At 61.5% G+C, this 22,874-nt stretch carries 24 protein-coding genes; 15 read left to right on the top strand and 9 right to left on the bottom strand.

Going from position 1 to position 22,874, the window contains the following annotated elements:
- Positions 1-115: 115 nt before the first annotated feature.
- On the top strand, positions 116-745 hold the full coding sequence (locus AC0L2V_RS06365) for an invasion associated locus B family protein (RefSeq protein ID WP_473519684.1): 630 nt from the start codon (positions 116-118) through the stop codon (positions 743-745).
- A 151-nt stretch (positions 746-896) separates the two neighbouring features.
- Here AC0L2V_RS06365 and hspQ read toward each other — a convergent pair whose 3' ends face one another.
- Together hspQ and AC0L2V_RS06355 are read right to left on the bottom strand one after the other, a co-directional pair.
- Positions 897-1,220: a heat shock protein HspQ gene (gene hspQ, locus AC0L2V_RS06360; RefSeq protein WP_023801843.1), complete on the bottom strand. Its 324-nt coding sequence runs from the start codon at positions 1,218-1,220 to the stop codon at positions 897-899.
- Between the two features lie 200 nt (positions 1,221-1,420).
- Entirely contained in the window at positions 1,421-2,632 is a 1,212-nt protein-coding gene (locus AC0L2V_RS06355; protein ID WP_091591743.1) for a UbiH/UbiF family hydroxylase, read from the bottom strand.
- 63 nt (positions 2,633-2,695) lie between these two features.
- On the opposite strand from AC0L2V_RS06355, the gene AC0L2V_RS06350 reads away from it, so the two are divergent.
- The 8 genes from AC0L2V_RS06350 to AC0L2V_RS06315 all read left to right on the top strand — a co-directional run bounded on the left by AC0L2V_RS06350 (position 2,696) and on the right by AC0L2V_RS06315 (position 11,062).
- Positions 2,696-3,634 (top strand): DUF2182 domain-containing protein, encoded by a 939-nt coding sequence (locus AC0L2V_RS06350; protein ID WP_091590986.1) that lies wholly within the window; start codon positions 2,696-2,698, stop codon positions 3,632-3,634.
- Between the two features lie 12 nt (positions 3,635-3,646).
- The gene (locus AC0L2V_RS06345) at positions 3,647-4,261 is read left to right on the top strand and encodes a DUF1326 domain-containing protein (RefSeq protein ID WP_023801840.1); all 615 of its coding nucleotides are present in this window, start codon (positions 3,647-3,649) and stop codon (positions 4,259-4,261) included.
- Positions 4,258-5,094: a phosphatidylcholine synthase gene (gene pcsA, locus AC0L2V_RS06340; RefSeq protein ID WP_023801839.1), complete on the top strand. Its 837-nt coding sequence runs from the start codon at positions 4,258-4,260 to the stop codon at positions 5,092-5,094. The genes AC0L2V_RS06345 and pcsA overlap by 4 nt, the downstream gene beginning before the upstream one ends.
- Positions 5,095-5,128: 34 nt before the next feature.
- Positions 5,129-6,106 carry a quinone oxidoreductase family protein gene (locus AC0L2V_RS06335; protein WP_473519683.1) on the top strand — a complete coding sequence of 326 codons (978 nt, stop codon included), beginning with the start codon at positions 5,129-5,131 and terminating at the stop codon, positions 6,104-6,106.
- Positions 6,107-6,335: 229 nt separating this feature from the next.
- On the top strand, positions 6,336-7,913 hold the full coding sequence (locus AC0L2V_RS06330) for an ABC transporter ATP-binding protein (protein ID WP_473519682.1): 1,578 nt from the start codon (positions 6,336-6,338) through the stop codon (positions 7,911-7,913).
- Positions 7,910-9,022, top strand: a complete 1,113-nt coding sequence (locus tag AC0L2V_RS06325; protein WP_128169542.1) for an ABC transporter permease — start codon at positions 7,910-7,912, stop codon at positions 9,020-9,022. The genes AC0L2V_RS06330 and AC0L2V_RS06325 overlap by 4 nt, the downstream gene beginning before the upstream one ends.
- Positions 9,022-9,942, top strand: a complete 921-nt coding sequence (locus AC0L2V_RS06320; protein ID WP_031255985.1) for an ABC transporter permease — start codon at positions 9,022-9,024, stop codon at positions 9,940-9,942. The genes AC0L2V_RS06325 and AC0L2V_RS06320 overlap by 1 nt, the downstream gene beginning before the upstream one ends.
- A 52-nt stretch (positions 9,943-9,994) precedes the next feature.
- Positions 9,995-11,062 carry a BMP family ABC transporter substrate-binding protein gene (locus tag AC0L2V_RS06315; protein ID WP_023801834.1) on the top strand — a complete coding sequence of 356 codons (1,068 nt, stop codon included), beginning with the start codon at positions 9,995-9,997 and terminating at the stop codon, positions 11,060-11,062.
- A 172-nt stretch (positions 11,063-11,234) separates the two neighbouring features.
- Here AC0L2V_RS06315 and rimO read toward each other — a convergent pair whose 3' ends face one another.
- Complete coding sequence (gene rimO / locus AC0L2V_RS06310) at positions 11,235-12,548, bottom strand: 30S ribosomal protein S12 methylthiotransferase RimO (RefSeq protein ID WP_023801833.1); 1,314 nt, start codon at positions 12,546-12,548, stop codon at positions 11,235-11,237.
- Between the two features lie 192 nt (positions 12,549-12,740).
- The gene (locus AC0L2V_RS06305) at positions 12,741-13,427 is read right to left on the bottom strand and encodes a TerC family protein (RefSeq protein ID WP_023801832.1); all 687 of its coding nucleotides are present in this window, start codon (positions 13,425-13,427) and stop codon (positions 12,741-12,743) included.
- A 316-nt stretch (positions 13,428-13,743) separates the two neighbouring features.
- On the opposite strand from AC0L2V_RS06305, the gene AC0L2V_RS06300 reads away from it, so the two are divergent.
- From AC0L2V_RS06300 to AC0L2V_RS06275, 6 genes are all read left to right on the top strand, one after another.
- Complete coding sequence (locus tag AC0L2V_RS06300) at positions 13,744-14,538, top strand: DUF6597 domain-containing transcriptional factor (RefSeq protein WP_473519681.1); 795 nt, start codon at positions 13,744-13,746, stop codon at positions 14,536-14,538.
- A 68-nt stretch (positions 14,539-14,606) separates the two neighbouring features.
- Entirely contained in the window at positions 14,607-15,005 is a 399-nt protein-coding gene (locus AC0L2V_RS06295; protein WP_473519680.1) for an SRPBCC family protein, read from the top strand.
- 29 nt (positions 15,006-15,034) lie between these two features.
- Positions 15,035-15,391, top strand: coding sequence for a VOC family protein (locus AC0L2V_RS06290; protein ID WP_473519679.1), 357 nt, complete (start codon positions 15,035-15,037; stop codon positions 15,389-15,391).
- 356 nt (positions 15,392-15,747) lie between these two features.
- Entirely contained in the window at positions 15,748-16,233 is a 486-nt protein-coding gene (locus AC0L2V_RS06285) for a hypothetical protein (RefSeq protein WP_473519678.1), read from the top strand.
- On the top strand, positions 16,230-16,823 hold the full coding sequence (locus AC0L2V_RS06280) for a hypothetical protein (protein ID WP_473519677.1): 594 nt from the start codon (positions 16,230-16,232) through the stop codon (positions 16,821-16,823). The genes AC0L2V_RS06285 and AC0L2V_RS06280 overlap by 4 nt, the downstream gene beginning before the upstream one ends.
- Positions 16,799-17,359, top strand: coding sequence for a hypothetical protein (locus tag AC0L2V_RS06275; protein ID WP_473519676.1), 561 nt, complete (start codon positions 16,799-16,801; stop codon positions 17,357-17,359). Before AC0L2V_RS06280 ends, AC0L2V_RS06275 begins: the two co-directional genes overlap by 25 nt.
- Here AC0L2V_RS06275 and AC0L2V_RS06270 read toward each other — a convergent pair.
- The 5 genes from AC0L2V_RS06270 to AC0L2V_RS06250 all read right to left on the bottom strand — a co-directional run bounded on the left by AC0L2V_RS06270 (position 17,340) and on the right by AC0L2V_RS06250 (position 22,663).
- Positions 17,340-18,491: a hypothetical protein gene (locus AC0L2V_RS06270; RefSeq protein ID WP_473519675.1), complete on the bottom strand. Its 1,152-nt coding sequence runs from the start codon at positions 18,489-18,491 to the stop codon at positions 17,340-17,342. The two genes, AC0L2V_RS06275 and AC0L2V_RS06270, sit on opposite strands and share 20 nt — an antisense overlap.
- A gap of 335 nt (positions 18,492-18,826) precedes the next feature.
- Positions 18,827-19,036: a hypothetical protein gene (locus tag AC0L2V_RS06265; protein WP_023801824.1), complete on the bottom strand. Its 210-nt coding sequence runs from the start codon at positions 19,034-19,036 to the stop codon at positions 18,827-18,829.
- A gap of 118 nt (positions 19,037-19,154) precedes the next feature.
- Entirely contained in the window at positions 19,155-19,388 is a 234-nt protein-coding gene (locus AC0L2V_RS06260; RefSeq protein WP_473519674.1) for a hypothetical protein, read from the bottom strand.
- Positions 19,389-20,030: 642 nt separating this feature from the next.
- The gene (locus AC0L2V_RS06255) at positions 20,031-20,255 is read right to left on the bottom strand and encodes a hypothetical protein (RefSeq protein WP_473507700.1); all 225 of its coding nucleotides are present in this window, start codon (positions 20,253-20,255) and stop codon (positions 20,031-20,033) included.
- Between the two features lie 692 nt (positions 20,256-20,947).
- On the bottom strand, positions 20,948-22,663 hold the full coding sequence (locus tag AC0L2V_RS06250) for a hypothetical protein (RefSeq protein ID WP_473519673.1): 1,716 nt from the start codon (positions 22,661-22,663) through the stop codon (positions 20,948-20,950).
- Positions 22,664-22,874 lie beyond the last annotated feature (211 nt).

Here is a 22,874-nt window from a genome sequence, read left to right as displayed (position 1 = left end):
TGCAGTGTAACACGCCGTTCGAAGTCATTCTGTTGCCTCATTTCGGCAACAGTTAGCTGGACCGCCACGGCGCGAAGAAGCCGGTCCCGGGATCATTTGAGAGGAAGTGCACGATATGACGAGCCTGAACAGCAACGCATACCGCCTGTCGGTCATGGCCGCTGGCGTGGTCGGCTTTTTGGGCGCACAGCTTCCCGCTGCTCTCGCGCAGCAGCAACAGCAGATTCCGCAGGGCTGGTTCAAAGCCTGCACCAAGCAGGAAGACGTCGACATCTGCAATGTCCAGAACATCACCACTGCCGGCAACGGCCAGCTCGTCACCGGCGTCAGCCTGATCGAATTGAAGGGCAAGGTAAACCGCAAGGTGTTCCAGGTGACGGTTCCGAGCGGTCGCCTGATTCCTCCCGGCATTGGCCTCCAGATCGACACCGCGAAGGCGCAGAAGCTCGACTATGTGATCTGCTTCCCCGACCGCTGCGTGGCGGAAGTGCCGCTGACCGACCAGCTCATCAATTCCTTCAAGAAGGGTTCGAACCTGACGCTGACCTCAGTCAATTTTCAGAACCAGCCGAACCCGATCAAGGTCGCTCTGGCCGGCTTCAGCGGCGCCTTCGACGGGCCGCCGCTGCAGCAGTCGGACATCGAGGATCGGCAGAAGAAGCTTCAGGATTTCGTTGCCAAGAACAATCAGGACTTCGCCAAGAAGCTCAAGGAAGAGCAGGACAAGGCGAAGACCGCCAACTGATTCCTGAGGCAAACAAGACAATTTCTCAAGCCAACAAAAAGCGGGGTCATGCCCCGCTTTTTTGTTCTGTCCGGCCATTTCTTGATCCCACGAGGCCCGCAATCGCGTCAGGTCCCCGCGATTTTCGTCAGGTCCCGCAATTTTTATCAGGTCAATGTCTTGACTGGCGTCTCGGCTCGTAGCGTCCGTCCGGCCTCTTGTCGAACATCTCGCCGATCTCCGGATGCCGCACCGGTTCGCCAGACCGGTCCTCGAGCAGGTTCTGCTCAGACACATAGGCGATGTATTCCGTTTCCGAATTCTCGGCGAGCAAGTGGTAGAAGGGCTGGTCCTTGCGCGGCCGCACATCCGCCGGGATCGCCTCGTACCATTCGTCGGTGTTGGCGAATTGCGGGTCGACATCGAAAATGATGCCGCGGAACGGAAACAGCCGGTGGCGGACCACCTGTCCGATCGAAAATTTGGCTGTTTTCATCATGGTACTCACCACTAAGTCCTAGAGTGCCGCGTCCTTGGAATGCGCAAAGACTCCCTAAGACCTTGAATTTACGCGTTACGCTTCAAAAAATCGAGCCCGACTTATGGCTGATACCTGACCTATTTGACGCAGACGCCGCATGATTTCAATGCCGAACGCTTGACGCCCCGCCAAGCTACGGGCCAGCCCGCCCTTCGCTAGCGCCGGATCTGTTTCCTTAAGCCGCCGGCGAGCGCTGCAAAACCACTGCCGGGCCGCAGCCCCTCGCGCATGAAAAAGGCGCGGAGCGGCGCGAATCCGCCGAGCACGCCAAGGCCAGCACTGCGCGCCATCTGTGCCGGCAGCATCTGCGAGAGCAGCGACTTGTTGAGCAGGTTGACCGCATTGCTGCGCGCCAGGATGTCGGGCCGGCGCTTGAAATCATAGGCTGCGAGGGCCTTGACGGCGCCCGGGTCGTCCCTGTTTTTGCAAGTAATTCCAATCAGATCATCGATATCCCTGATACCAAGGTTGAGACCTTGCGCGCCGATCGGCGGAAACACATGGGCGGCTTCGCTGACAAGTGCCACCCGGTTGCGCGCGAAGCACCGCGGCGTCACGCCGGAAAGCTGGTAGACCTGCCGCCCGGGTTCGACGGAAACCCGGCCCAGCATCGATTGCATCCGCTGTTCGATCCGCATCGAAAGCGCCGCGTCGTCCAGTGCGGCGAGTTCCTTCGCCGTTTCCGGCTCTACCACCCAGACAAGGCTCGACCGGTTGCCGGGCAGGGGAACCTGGGTGAACGGGCCGGTCTCGGTGTGGAACTCGGTCGAAGTGAACGCGTGGTCGCTGCGGTGGCCGAAATTGAGAACCAATGCCGCCTGCGGATAGGACCGCGCCGACGTCGAGATGCCGGCAGCCTCGCGGGCCGGCGACAGACGGCCATCGGCAGCGACGGCCAGCGATGCCGTGATCTCGCTGCCGTCAGACAGGATCGCATGCGCATGGTCGCCCTCGAGGCGCCAGGTCTCTATCATCGCTTTTCGCCATTCGATGCCGGAATGGGCGGCAACAACACGGGCAAGTGCGGGGTTGAGCGCACTGTTGGGTAAATTCAATCCGAACTGCTCCTCGCCGATTTCGCTGGCGCGGAAAATGACCACCGGGCTGCGGATCAGCCGGCTGGTTGCATCGACGATGCGCATCACCTTCAGCGGTGCGGCCTGGGACCTCACCGCATCGAGGACGCCCAACCGTTCGAGGATCTTCAGGGCCGGGTTCATCAGGGCCGTCGTGCGGCCGTCCTGGCCATTTGCCTCGGGTCCAACGAGCGTCACGGGAAAGCCGGCGTCTGCGAAACCAAGCGCTGCAATCTGCCCTGCCGGGCCACTGCCGGCCACCAGTATCCGTGCTGTGTCCCGACGGTCCAATTTCGGCTTCCCGGTTGCGATGCGAGGCGGTCGGTCCGACCTGATGAGCATATAGATCAGATCATGCAGCTTGATCAACGCGGCGATTCGGCCCATTCGATTGCCATGACCGCCGAAGACCATGATTTCAGTCATCTCGACCGTTTCGGCCGCGCCGCGGCGAGCGTCTCGCGCAATCCTCGACTGGCGGTGAACATCGTTTTGGGCGCAGCCGTCGTCCTGGCCTGGCTGCTGCTTGGCGCCGTGGCCATACGTGGCGCCGAAAGCCGGGTTCCGGGTATCGATGCACCCGGCGACACGATGCTCAGGTACCTGCCGGGGCTGCCGCTGCCGGATCTTCTCGAGCGCTTCTTCAGTCTTTGTCTTGCACCTGCGCCGCTCGACGGGGGCGTCGGCGCGCAGGCCGGAGCGCTCATCGTCATGTGGTTCCTGATGGCGGTCGCCACCATGCTGCCTTCGGCGGGGCCGATGATCCGCACCTATTGCGAGATTGCCGATACCGCGCGGATCAAGGGCGAAGCGGTTGTCCATCCGCTGATCCTGGTCGCCGGTTACCTCAGCGTCTGGTTGGCTGCGTCGGCAGTGTTTGCGGCGCTGACGCTCATCGTTCACGCCTTCGCCTCATCTGTGCAGATGCTCGATCCGGTGGTCGGAGCGACAGGAGCGGCTGCGCTTCTGGTTGCTGGCCTCTACCAGTTCAGCGGCCTGAAGGAAGCCTGCCTGACAAAATGCAAAAGCCCGTTCTCGATCCTGTTTTCGAACTGGAGCGCGAGGCCCGGCCGCATTTTCCGGCTCGGCATGGAGCAGGGTGTCTGGTGCCTCGGCTGCTGCTGGGCGCTGATGCTGGTGATGTTCGCCGTCGGTGTGATGAACGTGTTCTGGTTGGCGTTGATCGGCCTCTTCACCCTGATCGAAAAACAGACGGCGGGCAGGCTGCCAACCCGGATCGCCGGTGCGATACTGCTTGTCTGGGCAACCGCCCTGCTAGTAGTCTCGGCATAGGGAGAGAATTCTATGGCGGATCAAGGCTGGGCAATGAAAGGAGAGTTGGTGCTCTCCTGCAATTGCACGGTTTTTTGTCCTTGCGTGCTGTCTCTCGGCAGTCATCCGCCGACCGAGGGCTATTGCCAGACCTGGGCGGGGTTCCGCATCGATGCCGGCCATTTCGGCGAGGTCGAGCTGTCCGGCCTCAATCTTGGGCTGGTCATGGAAATCCCCGGCTATATGAGCCGCGGCAACTGGACCGCCGGACTGTTCATCGACAAGCGCGCCTCAGTCTACGCGGTAAAGGCGCTGACCAGGATTTTCACCGGCAAGGCTGGCGGGACCACCTCGCTGCTCTCCATCCTGGTCGGAAAGTTCCTCGGCGTCGAGCAGGCGCCGATCACTTATGAGACGCGCGACAGGACGCGGATCTTCCAGATCCCGAAGATCATCGATGGAGCGGTGACGCCGATTTCCGGCAAGGACCGCGACAAGGATACGGTGATCAGCAATTCGGAGTACTGGATCGCACCGGAAATCATCGTCGCCAGGTCCGACAAGAGCAAGATGCGGGCCTTCGGTCGCAACTGGAATTTTGCCGGCCGCTCGGCCGAAATCTGCAAGCTGGACTGGCGGGGCCCGTGAGCAAAAAAACAACGGCCAGAAAAATCACGGCCGGAAAAATCACGGCCAGGAAAATCGCCGACAAGATTCCGAGGCCGAAGAAGAAAGTCACATGGCCGCAGGCGCGCGCATTTTCGGTTCATCTGCTGACCGCATCGGGCTCGTTCCTGGCGTTCCTGTCGCTGGTTGCGGCGAGCGAGCAGCGCTGGACGGCGATGTTCTGGTGGCTGGGGCTGGCGCTGTTCGTCGACGGCATCGACGGGCCGATCGCCAGGAAGCTCGAGGTCAAGGAAATCCTGCCGACGTGGTCGGGCGAACTCCTCGACAACATCATCGATTACGTCACCTATGTGCTGATACCAGCCTTCGCGCTTTACCAGCGCGGCTTCATGGGTGAGGGCCTGTCGTTCCTGTCGGCGGCGATCATCGTCGTGTCGAGCGCGATCTACTATGCCGACACCGGGATGAAGACCAAGGAAAATTTCTTCAAGGGGTTTCCCGTGGTCTGGAACATGGTGGTGTTCACGCTGTTCGTCATCGAGCCGGGACAATGGGTTTCCTTCGCCGTGGTCGTGGTGGCCGGCATCCTGACCTTTGTGCCGATCAATTTCATCCACCCGGTGCGGGTGGCGCGGCTGCGGCCGATCAACCTTGGCATGACGCTGCTATGGTGCGCTTTCGGAGCGCTGGCGCTGGCGCAGGCAGCTCTTGCCGCCTTCTACGACCAGATCGGCGTCCTGGGCGAGCAGGTGAGTGTCTTCACCAAGATCGGCATCACGGTCACCGGACTTTACCTCGCATGCATCGGCGGTATCATGCAGCTCTTTCCAACGCTCGGCGCCAAGAAAACCTGATCCCATAGAGTCTGGTCCCAAGAGAGCCTCATCAATGTCCAAAGCAATACGCATCCACGCCCATGGCGGTCCGGAGGTCCTGACCTATGAGGACGCCGATCCGGGCCAACCCGGCTCGGGGCAAATCCTGGTCAGGCACACGGCGATCGGCCTCAATTTCATCGACGTCTATCATCGCTCCGGCCTTTACCCGCCGCCAGGCGGTTTCCCGCTGATACCCGGCAGCGAGGCGGCCGGGGTGGTCGTGGAAGTGGGCGCGGATATCGACTGGCTGAAGCCGGGCGATCGCATCGCCTACGCCGTGACGACTGGCGCCTATGCCGAGCAGCGCGTGATCGCGGCCGATCGCGTCGTCAAGGTGCCGGACGGTATCAGCGACGAACAGGCGGCCGCCATGATGCTGAAAGGGATGACGGCGGAATATCTGCTGCGCCGTACCTTCAAGGTGAAGGCGGGCGACACGATCCTGTTTCACGCGGCGGCCGGCGGTGTCGGGCTGATCCTCGGCCAATGGGCCAAGCATCTTGGCGCAACCGTGATCGGCACCGCCAGCTCCGCCGACAAGATCGAGCTCGCCAGGGCGCATGGCTTCGACCACGTCATCAACTACCGCGAGCAGGACTTCGTCGCCGGCGTCCTCGCCATCACCGGCGGCAAGAAGTGCGACGTCGTCTATGATTCGGTCGGCAACGACACCTTTCCGGCCTCGCTCGACTGCCTGAGGCCGCTCGGCATGTTCGCCAGCTTCGGTCAATCGTCGGGACCGGTCCCGCCGTTCAGCATGTCATTGCTGGCGCAGAAAGGTTCGCTGTTTGCAACCCGTCCGACGCTGTTCGTCTACAACGCCAGGCGCGAAGACCTGGAGGCGTCCGCCGCCGCGCTGTTCGAAATCGTGCTCAGCGGCGCGGTCAAGATCAAGATCAATCAGCGGTACGCGCTCCAGGATGCCGGCAGGGCGCATTCCGACCTCGAAGGCCGCAGGACGACCGGGACAACCATTCTTGTCCCCTGAGCCTTGCCATCGCTTTGAGCGACGTGCGTCCACTTGGACGCACAAAAGCATGCTCTGACATTTTGAATCCACGCATCGTGCTTTCCGAAAATCGATTTCGATTTTCGGGCCGATGCGTTAGGTTTCCGCTGAAATTCTTGAAGCTCTTTCAAGACGGGTGCCGCTTTGCGACGACAGCAGGCCGCGCATACCATGCCTGCGGGAACACAGAACATATCTGGCAAACCAGATGGGAGGCACTGTGAGTGCAAATCAGGACGACGCCAACCTGCTTGAGGTTCGTGGCCTTACCAAGACGTTCGGCACACTGACAGCGTGCGACGATATCGATCTCACCGTCGCAAAAGGCGAAATCCATGCGTTGCTCGGCGAGAACGGCGCCGGCAAGTCGACGCTCGTCAAAATGCTGTTCGGAACGCTGGAGCCCAATTCGGGCGAGATTTTCTGGAACGGCCAGGCGGTCAAGATCACCAATCCCGGCTTTGCGAAGAAGCTTGGCATCGGCATGGTGTTCCAGCATTTTTCGTTGTTCGAGGCACTGACTGCGGCCGAGAACATCGCGCTGTCGCTGGACGACGGTTCGCCGATCAGCACGATTGCCGCGAAGGCGAGGGCGCTTTCCTATAGCTACGGCCTGCCGCTCGATCCGCAATCGCTGGTCGGCGACCTCTCTGTCGGTGAGCGTCAGCGTATCGAGATCATCCGCTGTCTGCTGCAGACGCCGCAACTCATCATCCTCGACGAGCCGACTTCGGTGCTGACGCCGCAGGAAGCCGACAAGCTGTTCGAGACGCTCGAACGGCTGCGCTCGGAAGGAAAGTCCATCCTCTACATTTCGCACCGGCTGGAAGAGGTCAAGCGTATCTGCGACCGCGCCACTGTGCTGCGCCACGGCAAGGTGGTTGGCCATTGCAATCCGCGCAAGGAAACCGCGGCATCGCTGGCCCGCATGATGGTCGGCAACGACGTGCAGGCCGTGGTGCGCGCGCCGGCCCAGGGTATCGAGACCGCGCAGCCGCTGCTTGAAATCCGCGCGCTCAGCCGCAAGCCGGCAACGCCGTTCTCGATCCCGCTCAGAAACATCAACCTGACCGTACGCGCCGGCGAAGTGATCGGCATTGCAGGCGTCGCCGGCAACGGCCAGGGCGAGTTCTTCGAATCCGTTTCAGGCGAAGTGCCGCAGCAGGATGCCGCCTCGGTACGCATCCGCGGCAAGGACGCCGGCGGCCTCAGCATCACCGGCAGGCGGCTGATGGGCGCTGCCTTCGTGCCGGAAGAGCGGCTCGGCCACGGTGCAGCACCGCGCATGAAGCTTTCGGAAAACCTGCTGCTGTCGCGCCATGCCACCGACGGCAAGGTGTTTGTCGGCGCCGGCGGAATGGTCAAAAGCGATGCGATCTATGCCGCTGCCCAACGCATCATCAAGGCGATGGATGTGCGCAAGAGCGCTGCGGACCCGGAGGCGGCAGCGCTCTCAGGCGGCAATCTGCAGAAATTCATCGTCGGCCGCGAACTCGACCGCAGGCCAAGCGTCATGGTCGTCAATCAGCCGACCTGGGGCGTCGACGCCGGTGCGGCCGCCCATATCAGGCAGACGCTTATCGAATTGGCGCGCAGCGGCTCGGCAGTGCTGGTCATCAGCCAGGATCTCGACGAATTGTTCGAGATATCCGACGCGATCGCGGTGATGCACAATGGCGAGTTGTCGAAGCCTTTGCCGATCGCCGAGGCGACGTTCGAAAAGATCGGACTGCTGATGGGCGGGGCCGAGCCGGGCCACGCCGAACACGCTCTGGAGACGTCATGATGCGCCTCGAACTCGTCAAACGGCCGCAGCGCTCGATGCTGTTCTCGGCGCTGTCGCCCTTCATTGCATTCGTGCTGACGATCATTGCCGGCGCCATCCTGTTCGCGCTGCTTGGCGTCAATCCCTTGAAGGCGTTCCAAATCTACTTCCTCGAGCCTGTCAGTCAGGTCTGGCAGCTGCATGAGCTGGCGATCAAGGCGGCACCGCTCATCCTGATCGGGGTCGGCCTGTCGGTTTGCTACAGAGCCAACATCTGGAACATCGGCGCGGAAGGCCAGTTCATCCTGGGCGGCATCGTCGGATCGAGCATTCCGGTGCTGTTTCCGCAGTTTGAAGGGCCGCTGGTGCTGCCGCTGATGCTGCTGTTCGGCATGGTCGGCGGTGCCGCCTACGCCGCCATTCCCGCCCTGCTCAAGGCGCGCTTCAACACCAACGAGATCCTGACCAGCCTGATGCTGGTCTATGTCGCGCAGCTGTTCCTCGACTGGCTGGTGCGCGGGCCGTGGCGCGATCCGAAGGGTTTCAATTTCCCGCAGACGATACAGTTCAACGACTCGGCGATATTGCCGGAACTGATGCCGGCCTCCGGCCGCGCCAATTGGGGTTTCGTGTTCGCGCTGGTCGCGGCGGTGCTGGTCTGGATCCTGATGAGCCGCATGCTGAAGGGCTTTGAGGTCCGCGTGCTCGGCTCAAGCCCCAGGGCAGGGCGCTTCGCCGGCTTCGGCATCCACCGGATGGTGTTCTTCGCCTTCATGCTGTCGGGGGCACTGGCCGGACTTGCCGGCATCTCGGAAGTCTCCGGCGCCATCGGCCAGCTGCAGCCGGTGATTTCGCCCGGCTACGGCTTTGCCGCCATCATCGTGGCGTTCCTCGGCCGGCTCAATCCATTAGGCATTGTCGCGGCGGGCCTGGTGCTGGCGCTGACCTATCTTGGCGGCGAGGCGGTGCAAAGCGCGCTCGGCATCTCCGACAAGGTGGCGCGCGTGTTCCAGGGCATGCTCCTGTTCTTCGTGCTCGGCTGCGACACGCTCATTCACTACCGCATTCGTCTGATCGGCCTGGCTGCGCCGACGCTTGAAGCCGCGCCGAAGCTGGAGGAGGCCCGCTGATGGACATCACCGTCAACATTCTTTTGACCATCGCAACCGCGGCGACGCCTTTGCTGATCGCGGCGATCGGCGAGCTGGTGGTCGAACGTTCCGGCGTGCTCAATCTCGGCGTCGAAGGCATGATGATCATGGGGGCGGTCGGCGGTTTCGGCGCCGGCTATCTCACCGGATCGCCATGGATCGGGTTGTTGGCGGCGATCGCCCTGGGTGCGGTGTTTTCACTGCTGTTCGCCGTCATGACCTTGTCGCTGGCCACCAACCAGGTTGCGACCGGCCTGTCGCTGACACTGCTCGGCCTGGGGCTTTCCGGCATGATGGGCACCAGCTTTGTCGGCCAGCCCGGCGCGAGGCTGCCAAACCTCGACATTCCCGGCCTGACAGCGATGCCCGTCGTCGGCAGGTTGCTGTTCGGCCAGGACCCGATCTTCTACATCTCGATTGCATTGACCGCCGCCGTCATGTGGTTCCTGTTCAAGACCCGCACCGGACTGACGCTGCGCTCGATCGGCGACAGCCACACATCGGCCCATGCACTTGGCATCAAGGTCATCCGCTACCGCTATCTGGCAGTGATCTTCGGCGGCGCCTGTGCGGGCCTTGCCGGGGGCCACCTGTCGCTGGTCTATACGCCGCAATGGGTGGAGAACATGACCGCCGGGCGCGGCTGGATTGCGCTGGCGCTGGTCGTGTTCGCATCATGGCGGCCATGGCGGGTGCTGGCGGGCGCCTATATCTTCGGCGCGGTCTGGATCGGCCAGCTTCATGCACAGGCTTTCGGCATTCCGGTTCCCTCGCAACTGCTTTCTTCGTTGCCCTATCTGGCAACCATCGTGGTTCTCGTTCTAATCTCGCGCAACAAGCGTTTGACGATGATGAACACACCGGCTTCCTTGGGGCAGCCATTCGTTCCGGATCGCTGACGATAAAAAGACAAACGGGAAGCTCCAAGGCTTAACTCAGAGAGGTAACACGATGAAAAAACTGCTTATTGCGCTGATGACCGCGGCGGCGGCATTGTCGCTGGCGGCGACCGCCGAAGCGCAGGAAAAGCTGAAAGCCTGTTGGGTCTATACCGGCCCGATCGGTGATTTCGGCTATTCGTACCAGCATGACCAGGGCCGCCTGGACGTGGAGAAGGCGCTCGGCGACAAGGTCGAGACCGCTTATCTGGAGAACGTCTCCGAGGGTCCCGATGCCGATCGTGCGTTCGAGCGCCTGGCGCGCGAAGGATGCAAGATCATTTTCGGTACGTCCTTCGGCTTCATGGACCCCGAAGTGAAGGTCGCCAAGAAATTCCCCGACGTGATGTTCGAACACGCGACCGGCTACAAGACATCAGAAAATCTCGGCATCTACAACGCACGCTTCTACGAAGGCCGCTACATCCTCGGCCAGATTGCCGCCAAGCAATCGAAGTCGGGCGTCGCCGGCTACATCGTTTCGTTCCCGATTCCCGAAGTGGTGATGGGTATCAATTCCTTCATGCTCGGCGCCCAGTCGATCAAGCCGGATTTCAAGGCGAAGATCGTCTGGATCAATTCATGGTTCGATCCGGGCAAGGAAGCCGATGCCGCCAAGGCTCTGTTCGACCAGGGCGCCGACATCATCGTCCAGCACACCGACTCGACCGCTGCCCTGCAAGTCGCCGAAGAGCGCGGACTGCAGGGCTTCGGCCAGTCTTCGGACATGATCAAGTTCGCCCCCAAGGCGCAGTTGACCTCGATCGTCGACGATTGGGGCCCGTACTATATCGGCCGGGTGAAGGCCGCGCTCGACGGCACATGGAAACCCGGCAATGTCTGGCTGGGCATCAAGGACGGCGCCGTTAAAATGGCCCCTTACACCAACATGCCCGACGACGTGAAGGCGATGGCGGAAGCCACCGAGAAGAAGATCGTCGAAGGATGGAACCCGTTCACCGGCCCGATCGCCAAGCAGGACGGCACGCCGTGGCTGAAGGAAGGCGAAGTCGCCGACGACCCGACGCTGCTCGGCATGAACTTCTACGTCAAGGGCGTCGACGACAAGCTGCCGCAGTAAGCGCAAGATGGGCCAAAATCTTGACAGGAAGGGCGCCGCGCGGCGCCCTTTCGTTTAGCAAGAGCCCGAAATAGGGATCGATTTCGGGAAGGGTCATGCGCAAAATCAGGTGCTATGTTATGCGGCGTCCTTTGTCGCCCGAAAGGACGCGGCGCCGTAGGGCGAGATGCGGTCAGACCGCTGAGCCGTAAAGATCGTAGGCGTCGGCACGGTCGATCTTGACGGTGACGACATCGCCGGCGCGCAACGGGCGCCGCGACTGGATATGCACCGAGCCGTCGATTTCGGGTGCGTCGTATCTGGTGCGGCCCTTCGCCGAGGTGCCATGCGCCTCGTCGATCAGCACTGGCAGACGCTTGCCGACCTTCCTGGCGAGTTGCGTTGCCGAGATCTTCTGCTGGCGCTGCATGAAACGGTGCCAGCGCGCCTCCTTGATCTCCTGCGGTACCTGTTCGAGGCCGAGGTCGTTGGAGCGGGCGCCCCTGACCGGCTCGTATTTGAAGCAGCCGGCGCGGTCGATCCTGGCTTCGTCCAGCCAGTCGAGCAGCATCTCGAAATCGTCGTCCGTCTCGCCGGGGAAGCCGACGATGAAGGTGGAGCGGATCGCCAGATCCGGACAGATTTCGCGCCAGCCGCGAATGCGGTCGAGCGTCTTTTCGCCATGGGCGGGCCGACGCATGTTCTTCAGCACTCGCGGCGAGGCGTGCTGGAAAGGAATGTCGAGGTAGGGAAGGATCGTTCCTTCGGCCATCAGCGGGATGACATCGGCGACATGCGGGTAGGGATAGACGTAGTGCATGCGTACCCAGACGCCGAGCTTGCCGAGTTCCTCCGACAGATCGAGGAATTTGGCCCGCACTTCGCGATCGCCGAACATGCTGGTCTGGTATTTGATGTCGATGCCGTAGGCGCTGGTGTCCTGCGAGATCACCAGGATTTCCTTGACGCCGGCCTTGGCCAGTTTCTCGGCCTCGCGCAGCACGTCGGCCGCCGGCCGCGAAACGAGATCGCCGCGCAACGCCGGGATGATGCAGAACGTGCAGCGGTTGTTGCAGCCCTCCGAAATCTTGAGATAGGCATAGTGGCGCGGCGTGAGCTTGACGCCTTGCGGCGGCAAAAGGTCGACATAGGGATCGTGGCTCGGGGGCGCGGCCTCATGCACCGCAGCCATCACGCTCTCGTAGGCCTGCGGACCGGTGATGGCGAGAACGTTGGGATGTTTTTCGCGGATGACGTCCGGTTCGGCGCCGAGACAGCCGGTGACGATGACCCTGCCGTTCTCCGAAAGGGCGGAGCCGATGGCATTGAGCGATTCATCGCGAGCCGAATCGAGAAAGCCGCAGGTGTTGACGACGACCAGATCGGCGCCGTCATGCTTGCGCGCGATCTCATAGCCCTCGGCGCGCAGGCGCGTGATGATGCGCTCCGAGTCCACGAGGGCTTTGGGGCATCCAAGGCTGACGAAACTGACGCGAGGGGCAGACATTTGCGCTTTCCAATGGACGCGGGCCGGAAACCCTTAGGCCCGGCCCGGAAGTCTCGATGCATGTTGATCTTTTGAACTTTCGCAGAAGCTCAATTCGCACGGCGCAATAGCATAGTTCCGCAATCAGGCAAACCGAGGAATGGCTTGGCGCCTCGGGCGGGCCTGCACGCTAAGACCGGCACTGCTCAGGTTTCAATGACCGCCCGGCCCGAACCAGGGCGCCAGGAACGCAAACTGTTCGGGCCACTGCTGCACAGCACCATCCAGAAGCATCTTCACGGCGACATAGAAAATGATCACCAGGCCGATATAGGCGATCCAGCGGTACTTATGCAGGAGGCGAGCGACAAACGAAGCGGCGAAGCCCATCAGCGCAATCGACAGCGCCAAGCCGATGATCAGGACCGTCGGATGGTCCATCGCCGCGCCGGCGACTGCAAGGACGTTGTCGAGAGACATCGAAACGTCGGCAATGACGATCTGCCAGGCTGCCTGAGCGAAGGTCTTGCGCGGCCCCTTGCCGCCAATCGTCCCGCTTTTGTCATAATCGACATTCGACAACGCTTCCGTCGCGTCATGTTCCTGCTCGTAGCTGACACGCAACTCGCGCCACATCTTCCAGCACACCCAAAGCAGCAGCAGGCCGCCGGCTATGAGGAGAATGGGGCCGATGGTGAGAAGCCACTGGGTGATCAGAGCGAAGAAGATGCGAAGCACGGTGGCCGCCGCAATGCCGACGAGAATCGCCTTCTTGCGCTGATCCGACGGCAGGCCCGCCGCAGCAAGGCCGATGACGATGGCATTGTCGCCGGCAAGCACAAGGTCGATGGCAATGACCTGGAGCAGGGCCGCGAGGCCGGCGGCGGTAAAAATTTCCATCAGCTGGAATTTCCTTGCTTGGTCGCCAATCGTTCGTGCCCGGACGCCCTAACGTGTATGGTTCCCGTGCGTCAAGGCTCCATGGCGATAAAGACGGCAAACTGCCTATCGCGGGCGACATCTCCAGCAGCCGGTGAAAGCTGCCAATCGAACGGCGCCCCGGTCGTCAAGACGCATTGCACCGCAGACGCCCGCTCACAGTGCAGGCCCCAAACGAGAGGTGGAGCACAGAGGACAGGGTTGAAGCCCGCCGCCAGCGCAATAGATTTCGGGGACCGAAGGGTACGATGCCTAAAGTTCCTCACAGGAGAGGCTCGTGACGTCCGACAACACACCCGTCCCTTCCGGGGCACCAATCCTTTCCGGGGCAATCGGGGAGTACCGCGAGTTCGATCCTGCGGCCGCACTCGAAGGGCATTTCCAGTGTGCCTGGTCCAATACATTGCGCCCGGACGCGGCGAGCCTGTCGGCCGTGGTCCCCGACGGCTGCGTCGACATCACCTGGATCGACGGCGATTTGGTCGTGGCGGGCCCCGACGTGGCCGTTGCCCTCTCTACTCTGACACCTGGCTCTACGGTGATCGGCGCCCGCTTCCGACCGGGTGCGGCAAGCCGATGGCTCGGCCTGCCGATGTCGGAAATTGTCGGCGGCCGGGTGGCGCTCAGCCACTTCTGGGGAGCGCTTGCGCGCGAAATCGCCGAAAAAATTGGCGAGGCGTCCTCGACGATAGAGCGGATGCGGGCGATGCAAGCGGCACTCTGCAGGCTTGCGCCGGATGTCGAGCCGCCGCCTGCGGACATGGGATTTGCCTTCAACGCGCTGAAAACCGAATCCGCCGGTCCGGGCATGGCGGTGATCCTCGACCGGCTCGACGTCAGCCCGCGAACGCTTCGCCGCCGCTGCCAGGAGGCTTTCGGCTATGGCCCGAAGACGCTCGACCGCATCCTCCGCTTCCAGGGGTTCCTGAACCTGGCGCGGCAGTCCACCGAGCCGCGCCTGGCCGGTCTGGCGTTCGAGGCGGGCTATTCCGACCAGGCGCATCTGACGCGCGAGGTGCGGCGCCTGTCGGGCTTCTCGCCGGCGACGGTTCTGCGGCAGCTCGGCGCCTGAGCTGGCCGTTTCGTTCAATACGCCACCGCCAACGCGGCCTAGTCTGCCTTCGTTGAAAGGAGGCAGATATGACGATCTACAAATCCCGCATCATCACCCTGTCCATCGACCGGGACTGGCGCGAAGTCTATGACTTCGCCTCCATCCCTGAGAATTTCCAGCGCTGGGCGGCAGGCCTCGGCAGGCGCTTCGAAAGATCGGGCGAGGAATGGACCGCGGAGGACTTCGACGGCCGGCCCATCCGCATCCGCTTCTCCCGGCCGAACGAATACGGCGTCCTCGATCACATCGTCTTTGCCGATGACAAGGAAACCCGCAATGCGGTGCGCGTGGTTCCTAACGGGACCGGCGCGGAGGTCATGTTCGTGCTGTTGAGGACGCCGGACATGACGGAGGAGATATTCGCTGCCGACGCCGAGGCCGTGCAGCGCGACCTCAACAGCCTGAAGGCAATGCTCGAGCGCTGAGCATCCAAAAACCGCGAAAGGAGAAGATCATGGCCAGATCCAGCAACGACATGCGCATCGATTATGTCGAGTTTTCCGTCGGCGACATCGCGCGCTCGCGCGATTTCTATGGAAAGGCTTTCGGCTGGTCCTTCAAGGACTACGGGCCGAGCTATTGCGAGTTCAACGACGGCCGCCTGACCGGCGGCTTCGCTCTGGGCGGCCAGGGCAAGGCGGCAGGCGGGCCGCTGGTGATCCTTTATGCTGACAAGCTCGACGAGACCCAGCGCCATGTCGAGGAAGCCGGCGGAAAGATCGTCAAGCCCGCCTATTCCTTCCCGGGCGGCCGCCGCTTCCACTTCTCCGATCCCGACGGCTACGAGCTGGCGGTGTGGTCGGATAAGTGAAGAGGTGAGGGGGCGCCGAGCCGAGCCCGGCGCCTCTATCGAATGGTGTGGGGCCGAATGGTTTAGGCGAGCCCATCGGACTTAATGCCGCTCTTGGCGTCAGCCGCGGAGATTGAACACTGGCCGGGCGGGCCACGATCCGATTGCGCGGCTGGTGGCCTGCGCTGAACCCCTTTGGAGATGCCTGCCACTGCTGTTGTAACAAATCATTTTCGCATCGTATAAGGCTGGCCCGAGGACCATCGCATACCGCACGGCGCATGACGGAACCGACACGAACGACAATACGGCAACGGCTGTATGCTTTTCTGATTGCAGGCCTGGGCGGGCTGGCCGCATCGGCAATCTCGTTTTCAATGACGCTCTACGAAGCTGCCCACCCGCCAAGGACGCCGGTTGTGCAGGCGGGCCAGCAAATCGATGCCGGTCGCTGGTTTGTGACCTTGCGAACGGCACGTGTCGGAACCGTTCCGCCGACAGGCGTTCCGCCATCGCGGCCCGTGCAGCTTGTGATGGTGGATATGGATGTGGTGAACCGTTCCGCCACTCCCAACAACGTGCTCCATCGCGTCGTCACGCTCAGCGCGCCGGCGCAAAAGCTGCCCATGCCAACGGTTTATCTCGAGCGTGACAAGTACCTGGCGGGATATTTCAATCCCAACATGCCGGAACGCCTGACCATGGCCTGGGAGTGGCCGGCCGGTGTGCCCGTGCCCGACAAGGTGACGATCACCGTCACCGGCCAGATCTACAAGTTGCGCGACAATGTCTACGGTGCAAGCGGGTGGTTCGAACGTGATCCCGTTGCGACGGTCGATCTGCCGGTGGAGAAGGCGCCATGATACGCATGTTGCGTTCGGCGCTGGCGCTGCTGTTCGCTGCCGCCGTGCTCTACGGCATGCAGCATACGCGTCCGCTGTACAGCGACATTACATCGCCGATAGTCGCTTCGGGCGGCATGAACAAGCGTGTGGAGGCCCGCGCCTTCGCGCTTTCGCTGGACAGCGCCAGGGTGGCGCGTGTGCTCAACGTCGAGACCTTCGGCAAGTCAAAGACCTACACGAGTTCCGGCGTATGGGTTGTGGTCGAAGGCGAGGCCGAAGCGAAATTCAAGTCCCTGGGTCTCACATCGGGCGAGTGGCTGAGCCGCAGCGGCATCCGTTATGTCCTGACCGACCGCTTGTGGGCGACGATCGAAATGATGCCGGGCGATGTCTACCAGCCCGGGCTGCCACGCCGGGTCCTTCTGGTCTTCGAAGTGCCGGAGGATGCCGTCGCCGGCGGCACCGTCGTGGTCGCACCCACAAAATTGCTGCCGCTCGACGACGAGATCCGCATCGCCACGACTATTTCCGGCAAGGACATCGAGCCGGCTATCATCATACGCCGCAACGAAGAAAGGCCGCCATGGACAGTTCTCCCGCAAAGGTGACGTCAACGCGGCGAGGCTACTGGCTGAGCATGATGGCGCTGGTGGTCGCACTGCCTGCCGCGCTGGCCGTGCAGACGTGGGGAAGCATCAAGGACTGGCGCTCCCAACATCTGCGCCAGCCGCTATCTGCGAGCTTGGGACAGCCGATCGATTATGCCGGCGCCAGTTGGACCGTGACACGCTTCACCAGACTGGCAGGCAGCGCGGGCAGCGTCGTCGTGCTTGCCGAATTCGAAGCTCTCGCTGCTGACCCGAAAGCGCTCGGCTCGGTACCTTGCGAGGTGCGGCTTTCCGATGGCAGCGGTCGCGAATGGCGGCCAACCCTGTTTGCCGATCCGGTGGTCAGGAAGCAGTATCCGGGGGCCGAGCAACGGTCCCTGTGCGGCGGCATGGCATTCGCGGCGACGGAGCCTGGCAAACCGGCACGGATGGCTGCCAGCTTTTCGATCCCACCTGCGGCGAGCGGCCTCAGGCTGTCGATCGCCCTCTACTCGGCGCTGCCGAGTTATCTCAGCGTCAGCGAGCCGCGGACCTGACGCCATTCGCTGCGCCAGCCATCGCGACTGCGGTTTCGAGCACGGCTGCAAGCAGCGCGACCCTGACCGCGTCGAGCAGGATTCCTCCGTCGAGTTCGCTTGGGCTGCCGATGAACAGGCTGATGGCATCGGCGAAGACCTGCCAGGTCCCGAGATCATGCGCTCCGATCAGCCTCGTCAGGCCATACCATGCCCAGGCGCCGGCCCAGGAGATGGCCTGATAGGCGATGACGAAGGTGACAAGCGTGGCCAGGCCGGCACTGAGCGTCAGCTTGACGCAGGTCCAGACCGGCGAATAGCGGCTGCGGTAACCGCCAACGAAGTGAGACGCGAAATCCTTCAGCCACTTCTGCCAGGAGGTCGCTTGGGATGGCGCAGGACCGGAAGCGGCCGGCGCGGAAAGCTCATAGCCGTTGATGATCGCTGCCATCACCAGCCAGACAATCGGCAGCAACGCGAAAAAGAATAGATTGTGAAGCTGCTCGCCGAAGGGAAGCGGCCGGAACTCCACGGGAACGAACTGGCCGGCCGCGGCCGCCTGACTTATCGGCGCAAGCAAATCGAGGCTGAATTGTTGCAAAGCGGCGCCTGCGCCAAGCCAGCGGATGAACTGGTCCTTCCATACGCCGAGCGCATAAAGGCCGATGAAGACCCAGGTTGCGTCCGTCGCCACGATCAGCAGCCGCCAGTAGGGGTGAGACGCGCGCGCATCCAGTCGCTTGGCGGCAAAACGCACCAGCCAGCATATGACGATCGACAGTGCCACGCCGCTTGACTGAAGAATGGCGAAGATGTCGACGCTCTTGCCGAACTCGGCCTGGGCGAGCGCCATGCGCGAATATTCGCGAACCGTATCGCCAAGAAAACCCCAGGCGGCGTAATAGGCGAAGAACGGCAGGATCGCAGCGGCGGTAATCGCCAGGACCGGCTCCCGTTTCGTTTCGTCCACTGTCTTTTTGGCTTTTTGCCTCAGTGCCGCCACCGCCGGCATATGCGGCCGGAGCACCACGAACATCATGACCAGCACCGTCAGCTTGGCGAGGACCACCAGCGACAGCATGACCATTCCGCCCAGCGGGAATTGCAGGCCGATCGTCACGGCGCCCTGAAGCAGCAGACCACGAGCGATCATGCCCAGGCAGCCGACAAGCAATAGCTGCGGCCAGCACTGGACAAGCAACCGCGCGGTTAATGCAAGCGGCCGAAAAATGTCCTCAATTGCCGTGGTCAAATTCAAACCACCTGGAGTTGAATACGATCGGAGGCCCTTGCAGGCGATGGGAGCTGCGGTTCAACCATGGCGTTCGGCCTCCGTCAAATAAGTTCATGGCGCAGCCATGCTCGGCCAAGTTGTTTCCGGGCGATCGGGGATCCTATCATCTTACAAATCAATTCATCAATTCGCCAAAACCCTTTGGAATCACAGGGAAGTCGAACCTGGCTCTTAACCGCATAAGCAGCGTTGAGTTATTGCCATGCCCCATGCGCAGTCAATAGCTTGTGCTTTTCGAAGATCGCCAGTTTCTGCGGATAAGTGATCCGCACCTTGGCGTTGCACCCGTCGCATCTGAAGTGGGCGATCGTTTTCAGCGCAGAGCCCTTCCTTACCGCCGGATGCGAGCAATCCGGACAAGCGAATGTGAGGGCAACATCAGACAGGTCTTCGGCCAAACCCATTTCCATCTCCTTCGCAAGCGCTGTGGCTACACTCTGGCGAGACTCAAAAAGCAATTACGATGCCAATCCGGCTGTGCCAAAGCGGGACAAGAACGATTCGTCAGGGAAAGCCGCCAAGCTAGCGCGCCTGTTCTGCGCCCTTTGGACGACGAAGCGACCTGACCTCCTCCAGCAGTTCGCGCTCACTGGTCGTAATGTTTCGGAAGATTGCGACAATCATCACCGCCAAGGCTTCGGCATCCCGGCTCAAAGGGTCGATGTGTTCTTCTGCACAAACCTGATCATACACGCGTTCACAAATAGCCAGATCGTGAGGGCTGAGGCGGGTGCGATTGAAACGCCGGTGCGGCATTGCGAACCTTCGAGGCTCGCTGCCTGTGCAAAGAAGCGGGCCTTCACAACAAACGCGAGTCGTCGAGTGGTCGTTCCCGGCTACAAGCTTTTGTTACGCCGACCAACGGCAGGATCCGCGTCTCGGCTCCTTGCGATTACGCCAAAGTGGCCTTCGTGGGATGACGTATAAATTCGTCTGTGGTCGTCATTTGACGACTGTTCAAAGCGGTATCCGTTGAGCATTCTCAGCGCCAAGCGCGGGGGCGGAGATGTTTTTCAAACAGAATCCACAGAATCCAATGGATCATCTAACAGACGATCCCATTATCCGCTGCGATATCGCAGATCGGGTATTAAAGGCCGCCGAGAGCGATGGGAATCTCCCGATTGCGTGGCGCGTGTACAGATCGCCGCAAGTCGCAGAAAAAACCCGTCAAACCGGCGCGTCTGCTGGTCCAATGCACGTTGTGCAAAAGCATGCTCTCGGGCCTGACACGAGGGTGCGCAGCCGAGCGGCCGGCGCCGCTTGGGGGGCGTGGGGTAAGAACGCTTGACGGCGCCGGCCAGGCGGATTGGGGGGTCCGCCACCGCTGGATAGTATCGATCTTGGCAAATCAAGTAATTCCGTTATCGCGGAATGTCAGGAGCCGGTCGACAACGCTCAGTCCTTTGCATCGTCATTGTCCTGCACTGAGCCGTCGTTTTCATCTGCCGGGCCTTCATACCCGGCCAACTGCCGATCGGCCACTTCTTTGGCGAGGCCTACCAAGGCGTCGACCTCTTGCATCTGGTCCACATGACCGCCATTGGCGACGTGTTTCCGGATCCTCTTCAGTTGATCAGAGGTTCGTCGCAACGTTTGCGCGATTGACAGCTTCTTGGCCACGCCTCGCATCTCCTGCATCCCAACCAACCATCCAGACGAGCAAGCGTTCCGGCGCGAAACCGTTTGCGGCAAAAAAGTCGATACTCCATCGACCGGCTCGATACAGCCCTCGCAACTGCGACAGGCCGTCGTGGCATCAAAGGTGCGCCGCAATGGGTCAACACGTCTGGCACCGCAATTGCGTGGGCATCAATGGGGGGCGAGTGGGGGGCCCCCGCCGCTTCGCAAATGGAGCGGCGGGGTTTTTTTGCGTTTTCAGCCATTATCCTTCATTGGCAAATGCTCAATGACGCAGCACCTCGCCAAAGATGATGCCTCTGATGTGCCTGTTGGTTCTAATCCTGGAAGTCCGCGCCTTCCATTGAGCAAGTTCGAGTGGCCCGGCAGCTCTATTGGGGGACTGTCAGCAGGCAGCCGGGCCAAGACCGCCAGCGTGCTTAAGAGGAGGCGCTGTGCTGGCTGAGCAAAACCTGCGCTCAAGACAACGCAATGGCATCATTCGAACGAACACTTCCGTCCATCCAGATCTCGTTGTTTTTGATGCCGGCTTCGCCGCAGGGCAGGTGAGAGGCGGGCGCCGCTGACTTCCGAGGTAAAGCCGCCGGACTGCTTGAGCTTCTTCGAGACGGCCCGGGAGTCGTTGGGCAGCTCTGCACGTAACAATTAGTCGGATCCTGTCTGCAGAATTATGGTCAGTCTGCGACGCCAAGGCCCGCTTTCCTTAGCGAGCCGAGGAAAAACTCGACATCTTGCGAACGGGCCAACCGCGCCGAAACCACCTGGCGCATGTTGTTCACCAAATCAGGTTGATTTTGGTTCAGCCATGCGACCTCGCGATCAGCCGCGATTTTGTATCCTCCCTCGCCGAAAACGGCAGCGGCAAGCAGATGATAGATCGGATTCGACGGAAATGGCGATTTGTTGATCCACATGGCTGCCTGCGTATAATCCCCGCTGAAATACGAGCAAAGAGCCAGATCCACGTCATAGTAGCCTGGCCCTGGGTTCTTCTGACGCGCCTCCGCTATCAACTGGCATCCGTCATGCCAATTTCCAGAAACCGCCAGGCGCTCTCCATATTCACCCATAAACTCGGTGTCGTTCGGGTTGATGGTTAAAGTCTGCTTGCCCACTTTCAATGCGGCATCGATCTCCTTGTGGAAATAGAGCGCAACCATTTCGGCCTGGCGTCCCCGGATGTTGACAGGATCAAGCCCCACAGATCGCCTTGCCGCCGCCAAGGCGCGATCGAGCGCAGCGGCGGACTCTGCCGGGTCGGCTGAAAACTCGAATCGGTAGTCATCTATGTAGATTAGCGAGAGAAGACCCCAGGCGGTGGCGTAGGTCGGAAAGCGGTCCACCGCCTTCTCAAGGCACGCGCGTACCGATGACCGGCTTTCTGCATCGACACCGACCCGATATGCGTAAAAAGAAAGCGTGCAAGAGTAGGCGGCCCAATCGTCGGGCGGATTGACGACGTGGAGATTGGCGTCTGCCTGGAAGATGACGCCGTATGCCTGGGCCAGGCTAGATGACACATTACGCGCGATGTCCGTCTGGACTTCCACAAGCTGCGCCACTTTCAGCCCGCCATCATAGCTTTCTGCCCATAGAACCGAGTTGTCCGCCCGGTTGAGCAGCCGGACCCGAAGCCGGAAGGCATCGGTCGACAGGTTCACGCTTCCGGCCAGGACAAATCTTGCCGGCGAGATCGATGGATCCTCCTCCTTTGCGGCCGACTCCACGACCACGATATCCTTGAACTTGGAAAGCTGGCTGACGACTTCCTGCCTCAATCCGCTCGCAATCGCCCTGGAGGCTTCCGTTCCTGAAAGGTCGTCAAACGTCTCGACCAGCAGTCGCGGGATCTCAGGCGAAGTCGGGCGAACGTCGCTCCTCGCCAATCCCAATGCCAGAACAGCCAATGCCGCGACGATTGCCGCAAGAGCCACCGTCAGCCATGATGCCTTCATCCATCGAGCAGGGGGCGAGACTTTCTCTGCTCGGTCGACAGGCAAGTCCGGCTCAATGGTCTCGAGGGGCGATCGCACCGAGAACGTTGGAACGTAACCGCCTTTCGGGATCGTGATGAGAATAGGATCGTCGTGTCCGGCAGTCAGGTAGTATCGCTCGAGCCCGCGCCGCAGGTGGCCAGCCTCGATCCGGACAATCGGATCGGTCTGCGGGTCGAAGGACATGTCACGGCCGAACACTTCGACTGCGATCGAATAGGCCTTGATACGATCACCGCGACCCGCCAGCGTCTCCTCAACCACATGGCTGAGGAAGCGGCGCTCGCGACCGGTTGCATCGAAGTCCGCGCTGTTGAGGATCAGGGCAAGCTGGGCACGACAATCCTCTGGGGCGAGCCCATGCTCCCTCCCTATGGCTGGTTCCGCCCGGATCACCTTGGTTCCCTCACCTGACGTTCTGGGGGTGACCACTCCCAGTTATATTTCTTTTTTCGCCGGTTACCCTCGCTGCGCAATTTATAACCGCGAGCCTGTTCTTGCAATACTCCCAGTAGTCTGAACGGATAACGCTGGGACGACGGCGACGGTTCGCGCAATGCACCGGCGGATGACAACGGATCAAAGAGTTAGGCGGCCTCGCCGGCAG

This window comes from Mesorhizobium sp. WSM4814 (assembly GCF_055811595.1).
This window is presented reverse-complemented; position numbering and strand designations above follow the sequence as displayed.